At 60.1% G+C, this 16,347-nt stretch carries 17 protein-coding genes; 11 read left to right on the forward strand and 6 right to left on the reverse strand.

The genetic code is table 11. The annotated features are described in order from the left end of the window. Positions 1-29: 29 nt before the first annotated feature. Genes ATK23_RS10515 through ATK23_RS10525 form a run of 3 tightly spaced genes read right to left on the reverse strand, consistent with a single transcriptional unit; the run spans position 30 to position 2,996 of the window. On the reverse strand, positions 30-1,244 hold the full coding sequence (locus tag ATK23_RS10515; protein ID WP_066141606.1) for an NAD(P)/FAD-dependent oxidoreductase: 1,215 nt from the start codon (positions 1,242-1,244) through the stop codon (positions 30-32). 37 nt (positions 1,245-1,281) lie between these two features. Next, positions 1,282-1,623: a bifunctional 3-phenylpropionate/cinnamic acid dioxygenase ferredoxin subunit gene (locus ATK23_RS10520; protein ID WP_038990885.1), complete on the reverse strand. Its 342-nt coding sequence runs from the start codon at positions 1,621-1,623 to the stop codon at positions 1,282-1,284. A gap of 2 nt (positions 1,624-1,625) precedes the next feature. Further along, positions 1,626-2,996, reverse strand: a complete 1,371-nt coding sequence (locus ATK23_RS10525) for an aromatic ring-hydroxylating oxygenase subunit alpha (protein WP_066142515.1) — start codon at positions 2,994-2,996, stop codon at positions 1,626-1,628. Positions 2,997-3,134: 138 nt separating this feature from the next. Between ATK23_RS10525 and ATK23_RS16355 the strand changes: the two genes are divergently transcribed. The 8 genes from ATK23_RS16355 to dmpG all read left to right on the forward strand — a co-directional run bounded on the left by ATK23_RS16355 (position 3,135) and on the right by dmpG (position 10,620). Continuing rightward, positions 3,135-3,638: a hypothetical protein gene (locus tag ATK23_RS16355; RefSeq protein ID WP_157066387.1), complete on the forward strand. Its 504-nt coding sequence runs from the start codon at positions 3,135-3,137 to the stop codon at positions 3,636-3,638. Next, positions 3,575-4,939: an MFS transporter gene (locus ATK23_RS10530; protein ID WP_038990884.1), complete on the forward strand. Its 1,365-nt coding sequence runs from the start codon at positions 3,575-3,577 to the stop codon at positions 4,937-4,939. Before ATK23_RS16355 ends, ATK23_RS10530 begins: the two co-directional genes overlap by 64 nt. Before the next feature lie 178 nt (positions 4,940-5,117). Beyond that, the gene (locus ATK23_RS10535; protein ID WP_066141608.1) at positions 5,118-5,567 is read left to right on the forward strand and encodes a PaaI family thioesterase; all 450 of its coding nucleotides are present in this window, start codon (positions 5,118-5,120) and stop codon (positions 5,565-5,567) included. 134 nt (positions 5,568-5,701) lie between these two features. Continuing rightward, on the forward strand, positions 5,702-6,556 hold the full coding sequence (locus tag ATK23_RS10540) for an alpha/beta fold hydrolase (RefSeq protein ID WP_066141610.1): 855 nt from the start codon (positions 5,702-5,704) through the stop codon (positions 6,554-6,556). A gap of 242 nt (positions 6,557-6,798) precedes the next feature. Next, positions 6,799-7,737, forward strand: coding sequence for a 3-carboxyethylcatechol 2,3-dioxygenase (locus ATK23_RS10545; RefSeq protein ID WP_066142517.1), 939 nt, complete (start codon positions 6,799-6,801; stop codon positions 7,735-7,737). Continuing rightward, positions 7,737-8,579 carry a 2-keto-4-pentenoate hydratase gene (locus ATK23_RS10550; RefSeq protein WP_083515585.1) on the forward strand — a complete coding sequence of 281 codons (843 nt, stop codon included), beginning with the start codon at positions 7,737-7,739 and terminating at the stop codon, positions 8,577-8,579. The genes ATK23_RS10545 and ATK23_RS10550 overlap by 1 nt, the downstream gene beginning before the upstream one ends. Before the next feature lie 58 nt (positions 8,580-8,637). Beyond that, positions 8,638-9,573, forward strand: coding sequence for an acetaldehyde dehydrogenase (acetylating) (locus tag ATK23_RS10555; protein ID WP_066141612.1), 936 nt, complete (start codon positions 8,638-8,640; stop codon positions 9,571-9,573). 18 nt (positions 9,574-9,591) lie between these two features. After that, positions 9,592-10,620 (forward strand): 4-hydroxy-2-oxovalerate aldolase, encoded by a 1,029-nt coding sequence (gene dmpG / locus ATK23_RS10560; RefSeq protein WP_066141616.1) that lies wholly within the window; start codon positions 9,592-9,594, stop codon positions 10,618-10,620. 65 nt (positions 10,621-10,685) lie between these two features. Here dmpG and ATK23_RS10565 read toward each other — a convergent pair whose 3' ends face one another. Beyond that, a complete protein-coding gene (locus tag ATK23_RS10565; protein WP_157066388.1) occupies positions 10,686-11,165 on the reverse strand; it encodes a cupin domain-containing protein in 480 nt (159 codons plus the stop codon). A gap of 70 nt (positions 11,166-11,235) precedes the next feature. On the opposite strand from ATK23_RS10565, the gene ATK23_RS10570 reads away from it, so the two are divergent. Then, positions 11,236-11,934 (forward strand): IclR family transcriptional regulator, encoded by a 699-nt coding sequence (locus ATK23_RS10570; RefSeq protein WP_066141620.1) that lies wholly within the window; start codon positions 11,236-11,238, stop codon positions 11,932-11,934. Positions 11,935-12,071: 137 nt separating this feature from the next. After that, positions 12,072-13,802: a bifunctional 3-(3-hydroxy-phenyl)propionate/3-hydroxycinnamic acid hydroxylase MhpA gene (gene mhpA, locus ATK23_RS10575; RefSeq protein ID WP_066141623.1), complete on the forward strand. Its 1,731-nt coding sequence runs from the start codon at positions 12,072-12,074 to the stop codon at positions 13,800-13,802. Positions 13,803-13,872: 70 nt separating this feature from the next. On the opposite strand, the gene ATK23_RS10580 is transcribed toward mhpA, so the two are convergent. After that, a complete protein-coding gene (locus ATK23_RS10580; protein ID WP_157066389.1) occupies positions 13,873-14,637 on the reverse strand; it encodes a hypothetical protein in 765 nt (254 codons plus the stop codon). A 549-nt stretch (positions 14,638-15,186) separates the two neighbouring features. On the opposite strand from ATK23_RS10580, the gene ATK23_RS10585 reads away from it, so the two are divergent. Beyond that, on the forward strand, positions 15,187-15,978 hold the full coding sequence (locus tag ATK23_RS10585) for a MerR family transcriptional regulator (RefSeq protein ID WP_066141627.1): 792 nt from the start codon (positions 15,187-15,189) through the stop codon (positions 15,976-15,978). 47 nt (positions 15,979-16,025) lie between these two features. Here ATK23_RS10585 and ATK23_RS10590 read toward each other — a convergent pair whose 3' ends face one another. Continuing rightward, the gene (locus tag ATK23_RS10590) at positions 16,026-16,232 is read right to left on the reverse strand and encodes a helix-turn-helix domain-containing protein (RefSeq protein ID WP_038993340.1); all 207 of its coding nucleotides are present in this window, start codon (positions 16,230-16,232) and stop codon (positions 16,026-16,028) included. Positions 16,233-16,347 lie beyond the last annotated feature (115 nt).

The following is a 16,347-nucleotide window of genomic DNA, read 5'->3' on the forward strand; positions in this document are numbered from 1 at the left end:
GTTTTCCCTCAAATTCCTTCCAGCAAGTCCTAGCGGGCCAGCTTCTTCAGATCAATGGATGGATCGGCCAGCTGCTCTGCGTTCACTGGCTTCTGCTTGTCGATGATCCGCCGGGCAGCGCGCACCATCAGGCCGCCGTCAATAGCCGCGCAACCGGCGAGCAAGCCCTGATCATCGATGCGGAATGCGGCAACTGGTATGCCGTCAAGTTCACGGGTCACCAGGGTGCCATCGCCGAGCATGGACCCCACGCCTTCAACGTGCACACCGTGGCGGTCCGACCAGAACCAGGACGCACCATGCGATGGCAGGTCTTGCCCCAGCAGGGCGGCGGCAACGGTGGCACCGGTGTTCATGGCGTGTTCCCAGTGCTCTGCGCGGCGCAGCAAGGTGCCATCTGGCAAGCGGGTACGCGCGGTATCTCCGATGGCATAGACATTCGGGTGGCTGGTGCGCTGGGATTCGTCCACCAGGATGCCGTTGTCGGTGTCCAGGCCGCTGGCCGAAGCCAGTGCGGTGTCTGCAACGATGCCGATGCCCACCAGCACCACGTCGGCTTCAACTTTGCCACTGTCCTGGAGCTCGATGGTGTGCACGCCAGCTTCATTGACGGTGATTTCGGTCGGGACGCCGGTGACGACTTCTACCCCGTTTTCTCCGTGCATCCGATGCAATCGGGTAGCCAGCACCTCGCCCACAGCTGGGACCAGCGGTGGGTCCACCGGATCAATCAGGGTCACATCTGCGCCAAGTTGCAGCGCCGAAGAAGCAACCTCCGCGCCGATCAGCCCGGCCCCGACGATCGCCAAGCGTACGCCTTCGCCCAGGACCGAACGCAGGTGGTCTGCATCCTCCATGGTGCGCAGTTCCAGTACCGTGGGCAGCTGTCCACCAGGAATTGGCAGTCGGCGGGCGGTGCCTCCGGTTGCCAAGACAACCTTGTCCGCGTTCAGCTTCTGGCCGTCGGAAAGCACCACCGAAGGCGCATCGACATCCAGTTCGACAACCTTTGCGGTGATGACTTCGACGTTGTTCTCAGTGAACCACTCAGCGGCACTGAGCAGGATCTGCGTTGCATCGCGCTTGGCCAGCAAGTAGTCCTTGCTCAACGGCGGGCGGTCATAAGGCAGCCCCTCCGGGTCTACGATTACCAGCTTTCCGGTGAAGCCCTTTTCGCGCAGCTGGCGGGCAGCGGTGAATCCCGCCATGCCTCCGCCTGCAATGATCACTGATTCCAGTGCCATGATCTTCCTGTTCGTTAGTCGTTCTTCGCGTGCCTATTTAGGCGATTGCGTCCACGTTCGGGTGCAGCAGCAATTCCTCGCCATTGACCTCGACCTTGTGGGTTCGGGCTGCGATGGTTGCAGGCATGCACAGTGCGGTACCCGCCTTGAGGCAGAACTTCGCCGAGTGCACCGGGCATTCGACCTCGGTGCCTTCGATCCAGCCGTCAGCCAACGATGCATCCTCGTGGGTGCAGGTGTCGTCCAGCGCGTAGAAGTTTCCATCCTCGGCGTGGAAAATCGCGATATCGTTTCCGGTGCCGTTCTCGTCGCCCGGAATGACCTTGGCTTCGCCTTCTTCGATGTCGTCAACGGTGCCGATGCTCAACGGAGTGCTCATGGTTATTTGTTCCTTTCGTGCCATGCCGGGGTGTTCATGATCTTGGCCCAGTGCTTGTAGAAAGCGCGGCCTGCCGCATCTGAATACAGTTCGCTGGTCTTGCCGGGGTAGACGCCGTCCTCGCGTTCCGAACCGATGCCCATTTGGAAGTTGAGCGGGACGCGGTTGGTGACGAAGCCACCTGAGATGGCCTGGATTTCGGACCAGTTCTCCCCGTCATCGGCTTCGAAGATGCCCGAGGGGCCGAAGGTGCGCAGGTTGTACAGGCGCTGGGCGTCTTTCACATCGTCCGGCATCGATTTGTCGACGAGAACCCAGGCCCAGACCTCGATCTTGTTCGGGCCCTTCGGGTGCCAAACGCGGATCGAGCCATTGACCGGCAGGTAGGAGAAATTCGGGAAGACCGTGGCATGCCCTGTGGTCATCGGTCCCTCGACAGCTGCATCGCCAAGGCGTTCGCGCAGCATCTCGTAGTCGTAGTACTCATGCACCGGACGCGCATCGAAGCGGGACTTCGGGTGGGTCGGGAAGCCGGCTCCGTGGCCGTTTTCGCTGACGAACTGGCGGCCCGGGGTCGCGGCGATCTCCGGCTTCGGTCCCTTGCCGGTTGGCGAAAGGACCATTAGAGCTGACGCGTGGGACATGTTCACGTGGTACCAGTCGGTGGCGAACTGTTCGGCGGCAAGTTTCCAGTTGCCGTCCAGTTCCCACTTCATGACACCGCCCATGACCTCGGTGCCTTCGGGGTCGCGGTCCAGCATGGCGTCCATGTAGTAGCGCATGTCGCCCAAGGCTTCTTCGAGGGGCTCGGCTTCATGATCCCAGTTGCCGAAGATCAGGCCCTTGTATTCCTGGACGTTGGGAACCTCGATGAGGCTCCACTTGTTCTTGTCGAAGTCTTCCGGGTAGGCCTTCTCGTTCGGCACGGTCTTCAATGCACCTGCCAGGTCGAAAGACCAGCCGTGGTAGGAGCAGGTGAACATCTTGGTGGCGCCGGCATCGGCACGGCACAAACGCACGCCACGGTGCCGGCAGGAGTTCAGGTAGGCACGGATCTTCTTGGTCTTGTCCATCGTGACGATGATGGGGTCTTCACCCATGAAGGTAGTGAAGAAGTCGCCTGGTTTCTTGAATTGGCTGGTGTGAGCCAAGAAGAGCCAGCTGCGAGCGAAGATGCGCCGCTGTTCCTGGGCGTAGATCGCCGGTTCGTTGTAGATGGCACGGTCAATCAGACCGCCATTAGAGTCGACAAAGGTGCTGACATCCATGTTGCGATTCAGCTCTTCGGGGCGATTCATGCGGCCGATGGAAGCGTTGGCTTCCGGCTGAGTCGAACAGCTATCAGCGGATGGACAATTATCAGCGGTGCTCATCTGCATACCGTCCTTGCTCTGGTGTGGTGCCGCCTAAGCTCCGGCGACCTTGCTCGTGATCCATTGACACATGCAGGCAACGGATAAAGCCACCCGGTGTTCCAAACCATAAGAACGCCCTCGCTGTCAAGGGGTCCTGTGGCAAGGGTCACCACCCACTGGGCATCCGCGTCGAAAGGCCGGAAATTCGCGGAGATCAACCGGGCAGGCCCGCAACGTTGGCACGTTGCAAAGCAGCCGGCCGTGCGTTCTCACATATTTCCCGCCCCGGCCGCAATCCGTTCCACACCGATTGTTGAAATGCTGTCGCATCTTTCTTCTGCGGCACCACTGGACATCACGGGCACCGCATGGGCTTCGCCGAAATCTGCAATTGCAATTAAGGAAGCAATCAAGGAATTGGTTTCATCTATTGCTCAGGCTCAATCATGGCAACGGGATCTCTTGACCGTGCCGGTGTGCGGAACACCGTTTCGCAAGTTCGACGTAATTCACCTCACACTGTTCAGAGCGCAACAGCTCATGGGACGGCGCACCCATCCGCTCTCCTTCACCCTTCAAGACACTCGGAGCTCGCAATGGATCAATCATCTGTGTCGGCCGACAAGCCGAAAACAACCAAGGAATCACGACGGGCGCTGATTTCCAGCTTCCTCGGTTCCACCGTGGAGTACTACGACTTCCTGCTTTACGGTTCGGCCGCAGGTTTGGTATTCCCGTACCTGTTCTTCTCGGACAAGATGGACCCCACCCTCGGAATGGTGCTGTCGTTCGTGATCTTGCTGGCAGGCTACGTCACCCGACCGATCGGCGGCGTGCTCTTCGGCCACTTCGGTGACCGTTTCGGACGAAAGAACATGCTCTTCATTACGCTGATGATGATGGGTCTGGTTTCGATTGGCATCGGCCTGATGCCGACTTACGACACCATTGGCGTCGCAGCTCCGCTGCTGCTGGTTCTGCTGCGCATCGTCCAGGGTCTTGCTGTTGGCGGGGAATGGGCCGGCGCTACGCTCATGGCCGCCGAACACGTGCAGGAAAAGAACCGCGGACTGGCAGCTTCGATCGCGGTAACCGGCGGTCCAACCGGTTCGGTTCTGGCGACCTTGATCCTCGGCCTGTTCGCAGGTTTGCCGCAGGAGCAATTCCTGTCTTGGGGCTGGCGGATTCCGTTCCTGCTCTCGGCCGCGCTGGTTGTCATCGGCTTGTACATGCGTTACCGCGTGAGTGAATCCCCCGATTTCGTGGAAGCCCAGAAGTCCGGCCAGATCCATACCGGTGTTCCAATTGTCCGCGTGCTGACCAAGTACCCGATGTCCTCGCTGTACGGAATCCTCGCCGCTGCTGGTCCGCTGTTCATGCAGTCGCTGCTGGCCATCTTCATGGTTCCCTACGTTGTCGAGTCCGGTGCTGTTGACCGCCAAGAGGCACTGATGATGCTGACTGCGTCCTCATTCGTCCATATCTTCGCGATTCCGTTCTTTGCCGGCCTTTCGGACCGCTTCGGCCGACGCCCGGTGATGTTGGTTGGCGCTGGCATCTCCATCGCCTTGGTCTTCCCAATGTTCGCGTTGTTCAACTCCGGCAGCTTCTGGCTCATCGCGCTGGCATTCATGGTCGGCAACCCGATTATCCAGGCATCGATGTACGGTCCGATCGGCGCTTTCCTTGCCGAGAAGTTCGAGACCCAAGACCGCTACACCGGCGTATCGCTGACCTTCCAGCTCGGCTCGCTGGTTGGTGCAGGAACCGCTCCGCTCATGGCTACCTGGTTGATGAACCTGGGCAATGGCGGCGGAACCAGCAACATCGCCTGGTACTTCATCTTGCTGATCGTCCTCGCTGCACTCTCGGTGTACCTGTCCAAGGAAACCCGTAACCGCGCCGAACGCACCGCGTTGCGCGCCGAGGAAAGCATCGACGACAAAGTTCTCGGTCAGTAATTCAAGCAAATCGCGAATGGGACGGACCCGAATGCCCGGATCCGTCCCACCGGCGTGTTTGGCCCGTCCCATGCGGCCAAGACAACAAAGCCCGGTGAAACCTGAATTTTCCAACGACTGCCTGCACAATACAGTTGTGCGGGAACCCATCCCTAGCCCAAAATCCTTAGGAGCAACCATGGCAATTCCGAATAACGTAGAAGAACTCACCGCACTCGTGGACAGCTTTCTCTCACGTTTGGGATTCGATGACATTGTCACCACCCTTGGCCTCGTACCGCATGCCGCCGATGGCCAGAGCATCAGCCTTCGCATGCCGTTGAAGGATTCCCTCGCCCAGGCCAACGGCATGTTCTCGGCCGCCGCACAGTTCGGCGCGGCCGACATTGCCGGGACTTTCTTGGCCATGGCAGCCTACGCAGACAAAGGCCAGTTTCCGCTGGCCGTGCAGTCGAACCAGAACTACATGAGCAATTCCAAAGCGGAATTCGCCGTTGCAACCGCGCGCATCCTGCGTGGCGGCGGCTCCGTAGCAGTCACCGAAGTGTCAGTGGCCGATAGCGAAGGCAAAGAGCTCATGCACTCGACATTTACCTACGCCATCAAGGAACGTAAGGTCGGCAAGTAACTTGCGTCGTTCCATCTGATGGAACGATGAGGAGCATTGCTGACGCAATGTTCCTATCGTTGAAGTCAGGATTCCCGCCGCGGGCATTCGCACCTGCTCCCCGGCACCCATGAACCAGATCTAAGGAGCGTCCCTTGACCGAGACCGCAATTCCGCAGTACACCACCGATAAGTTCTTTGGCTTGGAAGACAAGTGGCTGCAAACCGCTGAAGGCGAGTTGACCCACTACCACGAAATGGGCGAAGGCACCCCGATCCTGTTCCTCCACGGTTCAGGCACCGGCGTCACCGCAGCAGCCAACTGGTGGCTGAATCTGCCGCAGCTGTCCGAATCCGGCCGTTGCATCGCGATCGATTCGGTGGGCTATGGCCAGACCATCGCTCCGGAAGGCATCCAGTACGGCATCAAGGAATGGGTCCGCCACGCAGTACGCACCCTGGATGCGCTGGGCATCGAAAAGACCTGGATCGTTGGCAACTCGCTTGGTGGCTGGCTGGCCTTCCAGTTCGCCATCGACTTCCCTGAGCGCCTGCTGGGCGTAGTTTCCATGGGCACCGGTGGCGCCAAGCTCACCGGAGCATTGAAGGGCCACTCCAACCCGGTGCTCACCGAAGAAGGCATCCGCAAGACCTTGGAAATGTTCGTTGTGGACAAGTCGCTTGTCACCGATGAATTGGTTTCGCTGCGCTACCAGTCGGCACTGAACGATACCGCCTCGGAGCGCCTGGCGGACGTCGTTGCGGCACGCGACCGCGACCGCACCGAACTGCCGTTGGACTTCGATGTCCTGGCCAAGCTGGACATCCCGGTACTGCTGATCCACGGCGTCCAGGACGTCGTGATCCCGGTTTCGCGCACCTGGGAACTGCTCAACCTGATCCCGAATGCCGATGCCCACATCTTCAGCCAGTGCGGGCACTGGTCGCAGGTGGAGCGCGCCGAGGAATTCAACCAGGTCATTTCTTCCTACCTGGCACGCCACGCCTAAACGGCGAAGCTTCACGGTGGCGGTGTTTGCCGAAGTCAACCCGCTTCAGCAAACACCGCCACTGCTGATTAACGAAGAAATCGCAGCAGTCTGGAGGAGCAGGACAGACCGCGTCGAACGGTATCCGCCCGGTGTTCCGACTGGTGGAACACGAACTAGATACTGCGGCTCAATGCGAGTGGAATAGAAGCTAGATAAACAAGCACCACGCATTGGTCTGCTTCTATCCCAAGGAGAACTTCATGCCACAGGCATTGCTCTGCATGTCCCACAGCCCGCTGTTGGAACACACCAATCCACCAGCTGAGGTCAAAGCCGCAGTTGAAGAGGCCTTCGAAAAGGCTCGCGCCTTCGTCAAGGATTTCGATCCAGATCTGATCATCAACTTCGGTCCGGACCACTACAACGGCTTCTTCTACGACCTGATGCCGCCATTCTGCATCGGCTACGAAGCACTGGGCACCGGCGATTACGACTCGTGGGAAGGACCTATCAACGTTCCAACCAGCATCTCCCAGGACCTGGCAGAATACATCATCTCCCAGGACATCGACACCGCCATCAGCCGCAAGATGGAAGTTGACCACGGCGCGGTGCAGCCCATGGAAATCATGTACGGCAATCTGTCGGACAAGCCGATGATCCCGATCTTCGTGAACTCCGTGGCCCGCCCCTTCGTCAAGGTGTCCCGCGTACGCAAGTTCGGCCAGGCGGTCGGCGAGTTCTTCAAGAACTCCGACAAAAAGGTCCTGTTCATTGGTTCCGGCGGGCTCTCCCACGACCCACCTGTACCACAGATCGCCACCGCGACTGAAGAGCAGCGTGCCTTCCTCACCAATGGCCGCAAGCCAACCCCGGAAGCCCGTGCAGCACGCCAGCAGCGCACCATCGATACGGCCATTGCCTTCGCCAAGGGCGAGGCCGACATCATGGATCTGAATCCCGAGTGGGACCAGGCGTTCCTGGAAATCTGCAAGTCCGGTGATGTCACCGGCTTCGATGCATTGAACGCCGACGAGATGGATGCGGCAGCAGGCCACTCCTCGCACGAGGTTCGCACCTGGGTTGCCGCCTACTCGGCACTCAAGGCCTGTGGTGACTACGAAGTCACCTACGAGTTCTACAAGCCAATCAAGGAATACATTGCCGGTTTCGGCGTAACGACAGCGGTGATCAAGTAATGACTCAAGCTCCACAGGCAGGCGCAGCGGACTGGGCAAGCAACCACTCCTCCGAAGCCCCACGCAGCGAACTCATCAAGCGTCTGGCCAGCGAACTGCTGGACGCCACCGAAACCAAGGTCCCGGTACCGCCGTTGCGTGATCGCGTATTGGAAATGACCCTGGAAGATGCCTACCAGGTCCAGGATGCGCAGCTGCAGCACCATCTAGCCAAAGGCCGCGTGCTGGCCGGCCGCAAGGTCGGGCTCACCTCGCTGGCCATGCAGCAGCAGCTGGGCGTCGACTCGCCGGACTTCGGCTACTTCTTCGCCGACATGGTGCACCACGAAGATGCGTCGATTCCAGCGGACAGCTTCATTTCGCCCAAGGTAGAGCCAGAATTCGGTTTCGTGCTCAAGGAAACCCTGTCCGGCCCGGGCATCACCCGAGAACAGGCAGCCGCAGCAATCGGCGAGATCTACGCAGCCATCGAGATCATCGACTCCCGCGTCGCCGACTGGAACATCAAGCTGGTGGACACCGTGGCTGACAACGCATCCTGCGGCGCCATTGCCGTCGGCACCACCCCCTTGGATGTAGCCATCGAAGATCTGGCTGACGTGGAATGCTCGCTGCTCATCGACGGCAAGTCCGTTGCCAGCGGCAAGGGCGAAGCGGTCATGGGCGACCCGGTAGCCCCCTTGGCTTGGCTCGCAAATGTCCTCGGCGAACAGGGCGTAGCGCTGGAAGCCGGCCAGCTGATTCTGCCAGGCTCCTTCACCGGTGCCGTCCCGGTCGAGCAGAACACCAGTGCCACCGCTGACTTCGGTGCGCTCGGCTCGCTGACCATCAACTTCTCCTAGCAGCGCACGCCGTTGCGCCACGAACCCATTTTTGCCCAGTAGCTAAGGAAGCTCTCCCATGGCCAAGAAAACTGCCGCCATCGTCGGTTCCGGAAATATCGGTTCCGACCTCATGTTCAAGATCATGCGCCGCTCGACCAACGTCGAGGTCAAGTACATGATCGGTGTCGATCCAGCCTCTGACGGACTGGCTCGCGCCGCCCGCCTGGGCATCACCACCTCCGCCGAGGGCGTGGACTGGCTGCTGGCCCAGGACGAGCTGCCCGACTTCGTCTTCGAGTGCACCTCGGCCAAGGCCCACGAGGCCAACGCGCCGAAGTACAAGGCCGCCGGCATCCACGCCATCGACCTGACCCCTGCTGCGGTCGGCCCGTACCTGGCACCGGTGGTGAACCTGGATTCGCTGACCGACACCATGAACGTCAACATGATCACCTGCGCCGGACAGGCCACCACCCCGATCGTTGCCGCAGTGTCCTCCATCGTCCCGGTGGAATACGCGGAAATCGTTGCGTCCATCGCATCCAAGTCCGCCGGTCCGGGCACCCGTGCCAACGTGGACGAGTTCACCGAAACCACCGCCAAGGCCCTTGAAGTGGTTGGCGGCGCGAAACGCGGCAAGGCAATCATCATCATCAACCCGGTGGAGCCGCCAATGATGATGCGCAACACCATCTACTGCATGATTCCGGCTGAAGCAGCAGCACCCGGCGAAACCCGCGACGCGATCCACGCAGCCATCGACAAGGCCGCCGAGCAGATTCGCGACTACGTCCCGGGCTACCAGCTGCGCTTGGAACCGCAGTTCGATGAAGCACGCGAGGACTGGGGCGGCTTTGGCCGCGTCGGCATCTGGGTCCAGGTAGCTGGCGCCGCCGATTACCTGCCTGAATACGCAGGCAACCTGGACATCATCACCGCTGCAGCCACCCGCACCGCGGACCTGCTCTCAGAGAAGATCGACGCCGCGCGTTCCGCCGCGTCGGTGAACTAGGAATTAGGGGACGCAATCATGACTGCACCTATGGATACGGCTTTCGACATCCGCCTGACCGACACCACCCTGCGCGATGGCTCGCACGCCATGAGCCACAAGTTCACCGACGAGCACGTCCGCTCGGTGGTCCGTGCGCTGGACGACTCCCGTGTCGAGGTCATCGAAGTGACCCATGGCGACGGCCTGGGCGGCTCTTCGTTCAACTACGGTTTCTCGCTGACCCCGGAATTGGATCTGATCAAGGCCGCGGTGGACGAAGCCAAGCAGGCGAAGATCGCCGTGCTGATGCTGCCAGGGCTTGGCACCATCCACGACCTGAACCAGGCCCATGAAGTTGGCGCTTCGGTAGCCCGCATTGCTACCCACTGCACCGAGGCAGACGTTTCGATCCAGCACTTCCAGCACGCACGCAAGCTGGGCATGGAGACCGTCGGCTTCCTGATGCTCAGCCACCGCATCACTCCCGAGGAACTGGCCAAGCAGGCACGCATCATGGCTGATGCAGGCTGCCAGTGCGTCTATGTGGTGGACTCGGCCGGCGCGCTGATCCTGGATGATGTCTCCGACCGCGTTTCCGCACTGGTTGCCGAACTGGGCAACGACGCGCAGGTAGGCTTCCACGGCCACCAGAACATGAGCTTCGGCGTGGCCAACTCGGTGTACGCAGTGCGTGCCGGGGCCAAGCAGATCGATGGCACCTTGATGGCCCTGGGCGCTGGTGCGGGCAACTCCCCCACCGAAGTCCTGGCCGCCGCCTTCGACCGTCTTGAGATCAAGACCGGCGTGGACATCCAGGGCGTCATGGCCGCTGCTGAAGACATCGTCAAGCCATTCATCACCCGCATGCCGGTCATGGACCGCGCGTCGATCATGCAGGGCTACGCAGGCGTGTACTCCTCATTCCTGATCCACGCGGAGCGCGCGGCAGATCGCTATGGCGTTCCTGCGTACCGCATCCTCGAAGAGGTCGGCAAGGCCGGATACGTTGGCGGCCAGGAAGACATGATTGTCGACGTGGCAGTGCAGCTGGCTGCCCAGAAGTAGGACGCTCCAACCGCATCGGAAGCCGCGAAGTCTCGACTTCGCGGCTTCCGTTTGCGTTGGCGATGCTATGCGCTGAGGAAGGTCACCGTAATGCGTGCCGGGATCTTCGCGTACACCGCATGCAGCACGTTCGCTTCAACGAAGATGCTGCCGCCAACAGCCAGCAGATGTTTGCGGCCTTCCACGGTGAACTCAACTTCACCTTCAATGACTGAAACGATAATCGGGGTGCGCGCTACGTGCTCTTTCAGCTCGACATCCGCGTCAAAAGCAATTTCGGTGATCTGCGCTTTTTCTCCGGAGAAAATTCGCTTGGCCGAATACTTTCCTGGCTTGGTCGGATTGCGTCCAGCATTTCCCGCAGCTGAGGATGAGATCAGCTCGGATTGTCCGCCGGCAGTATTTTCAGTCAAGGCTATTCCCGCTTTCTGACGCAAATAAATCCATCTCGAATTACCTACCAGCATGCTCCATTTGCCCTTCGGCAGCCAATAGGCTTCTGAATCCTTCCCCCCTGTGTTGCGGGCAGCTGCACTTTGCGGCACCGCGGATTTCTTGACGCAGTAGCCCCCAAACAAGGAGCACAGCGTGCCCGATCTATGCCATGATCAAAACGTGAATAATGACGCTACTTCACCATCTCGCACCGCAGGCTCGCAAACCTTGGCTCGCGGTCTGGCAATTCTCCGCTTGGTCACGGAAGCTGCCGATGGCTTGTCGCCTGCCGAGGTAGCTGCCGCAGCTGATGTGCATCGCACCGTGGCCTACCGGATCCTCAACACGTTGTGCGATGCGCAGATGCTGCACCGCGGATCAGATGGCCGCTACCGCGGCGCGGCCGGATTGCTTCCACTGGCTGCGGCTGGCCATCAGCATCTTCGCACCACGGGTTTGCCGTTGCTGCGCGAAGCTGCCGATGAATTGGGCATCACCGTTTCGCTCTTGGTGCGCGAGGCGAACATCGCGGTGGCGCTCGCTGTGGTTTCTCCGCGCCATGGCACCTATCATGTGGCCTTTTCCGAGGGATCGCATCACCCCATTACCCAGGGAGCCGCGGGTCTGGCGTTGCAGGCCGCCGAGCCCGAACGGGCCACCGATTCCGAGCAGATTCGTGCTGTACGCGAACTCGGCTACGCGCAGACCTTCGGACAGGTCGAAGAGAACATGCACGGCTTGGCTGTTCCACTGGTGCTCGGTGCTGGGCAGCCTTTTGCCTGCTTGAACGCGATTACCGTACGCGAGCAGCAGGCCGCCGATTCGGCGAAGACCTTGCAGCGCATCGCAGCCGAACTGACCCGGCTGGTCCATATCTGATCTGCTTTTCGCCAGCAAACGTTCTGCCATGCGGAACGCCCGGTTGACCCGCATCACAGACAATGGTGTTATGGAACTCAAAAGCGGTGCACATACTGTTCAGAAGTGTGCGTTATTGACACAAAAGTGAGTTTTCAATGGCTGATTCCACACCCGCCACCAGCGAAGTCCTGGTTGTGGGCGCCGGCCCAACCGGCCTCATGCTCGCCAATATCCTTGGCGGCTATGGCCATTCGGTGACCGTGCTCGAAGCACGCGACACCCTGATCGACTATCCACGAGGCGTGGGCCTGGATGACGAGTCGCTGCGCACCATCCAAAGCATCGGCCTGGTGGAACAGGTGCGCCCGCACACCACCCCGCAGCACATCATGCGCCTGGTCAATGGCCGCGGCAAGAGCATCATCATCAACAACCCGCAGACCGACGAATTCGGCTGGGAACGCAAGCACGGCTTCATCCAGCCGGAAGTAGACCGCGAGCTATTCAACGGCCTGAGCCGTTTCGACAACGTCAACGTGCACTTCGGCCACGAGGTCTTGGACGTTGAAGAGACGGCAGATAGCGTCACCGCCATCGCCCGAAGCACCGACGCATCCGGCAACGCCGTGGAGACCCGCTTCGAAGCGCAGTACCTCGTTGGCTGCGAAGGCGGCAAGTCGCCAACCCGCAAGCGCTTGGGCGTGAGCTTCGAAGGCGAATCGCCATCCACTCGCTGGCTCGTGGTCGACGTGAACAATGACCCGCTGGGTACCCCGAACGTCTTCCTGGGCGCAGACCCGGAGCGTCCGTACGTTTCCATCGGCTTGCCGCACGCTGTGCGCCGCTGGGAGTTCATGCTCCACGACGACGAGACCGAAGAGCAGGCCACGGATCCTGAATTCGTGAACCAGATGCTGGCCGCCCATGTGCCGGATCCAAGCACACTGAACTACATCCGCCGCCGCGTCTTCACCCACCACGCACGCGTGGCGGGTTCCTTCCGCAAGGGCCGGCAGATCATCGCCGGCGACGCCGCGCACCTGATGCCGGTCTGGATGGGGCAGGGCTGGAACTCGGGCATGCGCGATGCCACCAACCTCGGCTGGAAGCTCGCCACCATTCTCTCGGGCCAGGCCTCGGACAAGCTGCTTGATACTTTCACCGAGGAGCGCCGCGACCATGCCAAGGCGATGGTGGACCTGTCGCTGACTATGGGCAAGGTCATCAAGATCACCAACCCGCTGGTAGTCATCGCCCGCGATACCGCATCCAGCGTGCTCAATCTCTTCCCATCGGTCAAGAGCTACTTCGCCGATATGCGCTTCAAGCCGATGCCGCGCTACGTCAAGGGCGTGCTGGCCGACCCGAGCACCAAGGCTTCGGGCACTGCCAACGGCAAGCTGACCAGCAAGCTGATTCCGTTCACCACCGCGAACACCACCGTTTCGCCAGTCGGCGTCCAATTCATCCAGCCGAAGGTCCGCACCGATGAGCTGGGCACCGTGCTGCTCGACGAGGCTGTCGGCAAGTGGTGGACCCTGCTGGTCTGGGGCAACGATCCAGTGGATGTCCTGCCTGCGCGCACCCTTGCCAAGCTCGAGGAGCTGGGAGCACGCCTGGTCGCTGTTGTTCCGGAAACCCAATATGCATGGGCCAAGCGCGATATGCATGAGGACACCTTGGTGCTCTCGGATACTACCGGCCGCTTGAAGAAGTGGTTCGATGACCGCCCCACCCCAATGCTGCTGATCCGCCCGGACCGCTTCGTCGCCGGAGCCTGCCTGAACCAGGACGGCCCCCAAACCATTGATGCCGTCTTGGCAGCCCTGGACTTCCAAGGCGCTCCGCGCACCGCCGCGGTTGTCTCGCCTGCAACGGCCAACTAGTGCAACGGCAGTGCGGCTTGGGCAACCCCGTGGATTGCCCAAGCCGCACTGCCGATTACAGAGGCATTTCCTAGCGCCGCCGAACTTTGCGCACGATCAGCAGCACGACGCTGGTCAGCATGGCAGTGGCCAAACTGACCAGAAGAGGAGTCTGCCACGGAACATCCAGAACGCTCCCGGTGAATTCTTTCCAAAAGGAGCCAATAGAATCCCAGCCTGTTGCCTTCGATTCGATAACTCGAGCGGTGCTTTCCACAACGGCCGGCATGACCCATTGGATCGCCAGCGCGAAGACCCACATCAGCAGGTTCATGATTCTCAAGAATCCGACGAAGCCCAAAATGAGGCCGAGGAGCAGCGGCCCGGCATACCAGAGGTAGACATAGTAGGACTGGGCACCGGCAACGAGCGAAGCGATGATCTGCAGCCAATAGCTCACACCCACCGTTAGCGTCGCATAAAACAGCACCGCTACGGGCAGCCGCAATTTAGTAGCCAGGAAGTACCAGGCTTGGCTGATCAGCAGCAGGCCCCCGAATACCCAAAGATGCCGGATGGATGCTGAGGACGGTTCCCCGCCCAAGAGCCCGGGCTCCACTGCGAGAAGGCCTTGGAATCCGAGACCCAAAAGCCCCAGGATCATGCCCACGGCTGTCACGACAGTGAAAGCTGTACGCCCATACCCAATGCGTCGGGCAAACCAGCTGCCCCAGAGGGTTATGACGGAGAAAACTACCAACAGCCCTTGGGCGTCGTCGCTGGCATGCGGGAGAATCGACCGGTCTTCTTCCCCAATCCACATCCACGGCAACACCACGATCGCAGTGATCAGCAATCCAGCGACCAATTGCATCCACCAGTTGTGCCAGATGCGTCTCATCGAACCCACTCTTACTCCTCAGTGTTCCTACGCGCTCATTGTTCCAGAGCCAGCGCGGAGCATCGCGAATGCCGGCAGGCGTTTCCCCCAAGTTGCTCCAGACAGCAGACTCCCGCACCGGGAACTGTGCCGGGAACGCCAGATGGCCCGTGCGCATTCCACCCAACTGGAATGCCCACGAGCCATCTGGACTACTGCTTTCACCGTGCCTTGGCGTGGGTGGCCACTGCTCCTGGATTGCGTAAATGCAGGTGGTTTACGTCATCAGGCGGTCTTCGTTGAATTCGGCGGTAACCCGTTCAACTTTCTCTACTTTCAGTGAACAACACATAGATCACCGTGTGCAATAGGCAAGCATGCAACTAGTCAATATGATCAACTGGACAAGAAATATATCGCGATTATTCGTCAATTTGCCATGAGAGCTGAATCACAAAAAATCAGTTTGAACCTGCCAGCAAAGCACTTGACCTTGACGTAGCGTCAACCAGTAGCGTGGTAGCCATGAACGATTCAACTGGCCGTAGGAAACAAGTCCGCCACTCGATCGCACAGGTATCGAAATCCGCTGGAGTCAGCAGCCGCACTTTGCGGCACTACGACCAGATCGGCTTGCTGGAGCCTGATCACGTGGCCGCCAACGGGTATCGCTTCTATACCGACAGGCAGCTGGTCCGGCTCCAGCGGATTCTCTTGCTGAAGCAGTTGGGCATGAAGCTGGAAACCATCGCTGAAATCCTGGACGAGCAACGCACTGAATTAGCCGCGCTGCGCACCCACAAGAAACAGCTCCACAGGCAACGTGAGGCGCTGGACCGGCAAATCGCGGCCCTGGATCACAGCATTTCAACACTAATTACAGGAGGAACAATGGAACCGGAAAAGAGCTTTGACGGCTTCAACGAGCAGTACAAGCACGAGGTATCCGCACGCTGGGGCGCCGACGCCTACGAAGCATCTAATCGCTGGTGGCGCTCCAAATCAGGAGACGAGCAAAGCGCATTCATGGAAGAGGTCAAAATCATAAACCAGGCCTGGATCGAGGCGGGCAAGAATTCCGTCCCAGCAGACAGCGTCGAAGCCCAGGAACTAGCCGCTCGCCATGTGCGCTGGCTTCAGAGCACCAAGGGCACCCCGCTGGATTCCGGCGATCCGACACAGCTCAAGGCATATATCTGCAATCTCGGCGAGATGTATGTGGCTGATCCGCGGTTTGCAAAGAACTACGGCGGATATGCCGAACTCGTTCGCGATGCGTTGCAGATTTTTGCCGAACGCACTATCCAGCTCGACTAGCCCGTGGCTGTTCCCGATGCGCTCGCGAACAGCCGCGGCCAGCGCTGTCAGCTATGGGTTTCGTTCGCAATATCCTCGCGGGCCTGCGCGTACCGCTCCTGGATATAGTTCTCCAAGGCGACGCGTTCCACGCGCCACATGCCGCGCCCGCCTATTTGGATGGCCGGCAGCTCGCCGCTTTTCACGAGAGCCCGAACCTGCGGCAGCTTCACATTCAGTTCCTCTGCCACGTCTTCCAACCGCAAAAACCTCATATCAACAGGTTACTGTGATTAGCGTCCATTTGATCCCAGACTGCTGAATTTGTGGATAAAGGATGGCATTCCGCCCGCCCATTCGCCCTAGTGGCCGCAGTAGCCGAGTCGAGCG

It is taken from the genome of Glutamicibacter nicotianae, from assembly GCF_002797775.1.
In the GTDB taxonomy this organism is placed as follows: Bacteria; Actinomycetota; Actinomycetes; order Actinomycetales; family Micrococcaceae; genus Glutamicibacter; species Glutamicibacter nicotianae.

Excerpts from the sequence above, each read along its gene's own strand:
- mhpA (WP_066141623.1), top strand. The coding sequence starts at position 12,072 with ATGGCTGATTCCACACCCGCCACCAGCGAAGTCCTGGTTGTGGGCGCC.
- ATK23_RS10590 (WP_038993340.1), bottom strand. The coding sequence starts at position 16,232 with ATGAGGTTTTTGCGGTTGGAAGACGTGGCAGAGGAACTGAATGTGAAG.
- ATK23_RS10585 (WP_066141627.1), top strand. The coding sequence starts at position 15,187 with ATGAACGATTCAACTGGCCGTAGGAAACAAGTCCGCCACTCGATCGCA.
- ATK23_RS10550 (WP_083515585.1), top strand. The coding sequence starts at position 7,737 with ATGACTCAAGCTCCACAGGCAGGCGCAGCGGACTGGGCAAGCAACCAC.
- dmpG (WP_066141616.1), top strand. The coding sequence starts at position 9,592 with ATGACTGCACCTATGGATACGGCTTTCGACATCCGCCTGACCGACACC.
- ATK23_RS10555 (WP_066141612.1), top strand. The coding sequence starts at position 8,638 with ATGGCCAAGAAAACTGCCGCCATCGTCGGTTCCGGAAATATCGGTTCC.
- ATK23_RS10545 (WP_066142517.1), top strand. The coding sequence starts at position 6,799 with ATGCCACAGGCATTGCTCTGCATGTCCCACAGCCCGCTGTTGGAACAC.
- ATK23_RS10525 (WP_066142515.1), bottom strand. The coding sequence starts at position 2,996 with ATGAGCACCGCTGATAATTGTCCATCCGCTGATAGCTGTTCGACTCAG.
- ATK23_RS10515 (WP_066141606.1), bottom strand. The coding sequence starts at position 1,244 with ATGGCACTGGAATCAGTGATCATTGCAGGCGGAGGCATGGCGGGATTC.
- ATK23_RS10520 (WP_038990885.1), bottom strand. The coding sequence starts at position 1,623 with ATGAGCACTCCGTTGAGCATCGGCACCGTTGACGACATCGAAGAAGGC.
- ATK23_RS10535 (WP_066141608.1), top strand. The coding sequence starts at position 5,118 with ATGGCAATTCCGAATAACGTAGAAGAACTCACCGCACTCGTGGACAGC.
- ATK23_RS10530 (WP_038990884.1), top strand. The coding sequence starts at position 3,575 with ATGGATCAATCATCTGTGTCGGCCGACAAGCCGAAAACAACCAAGGAA.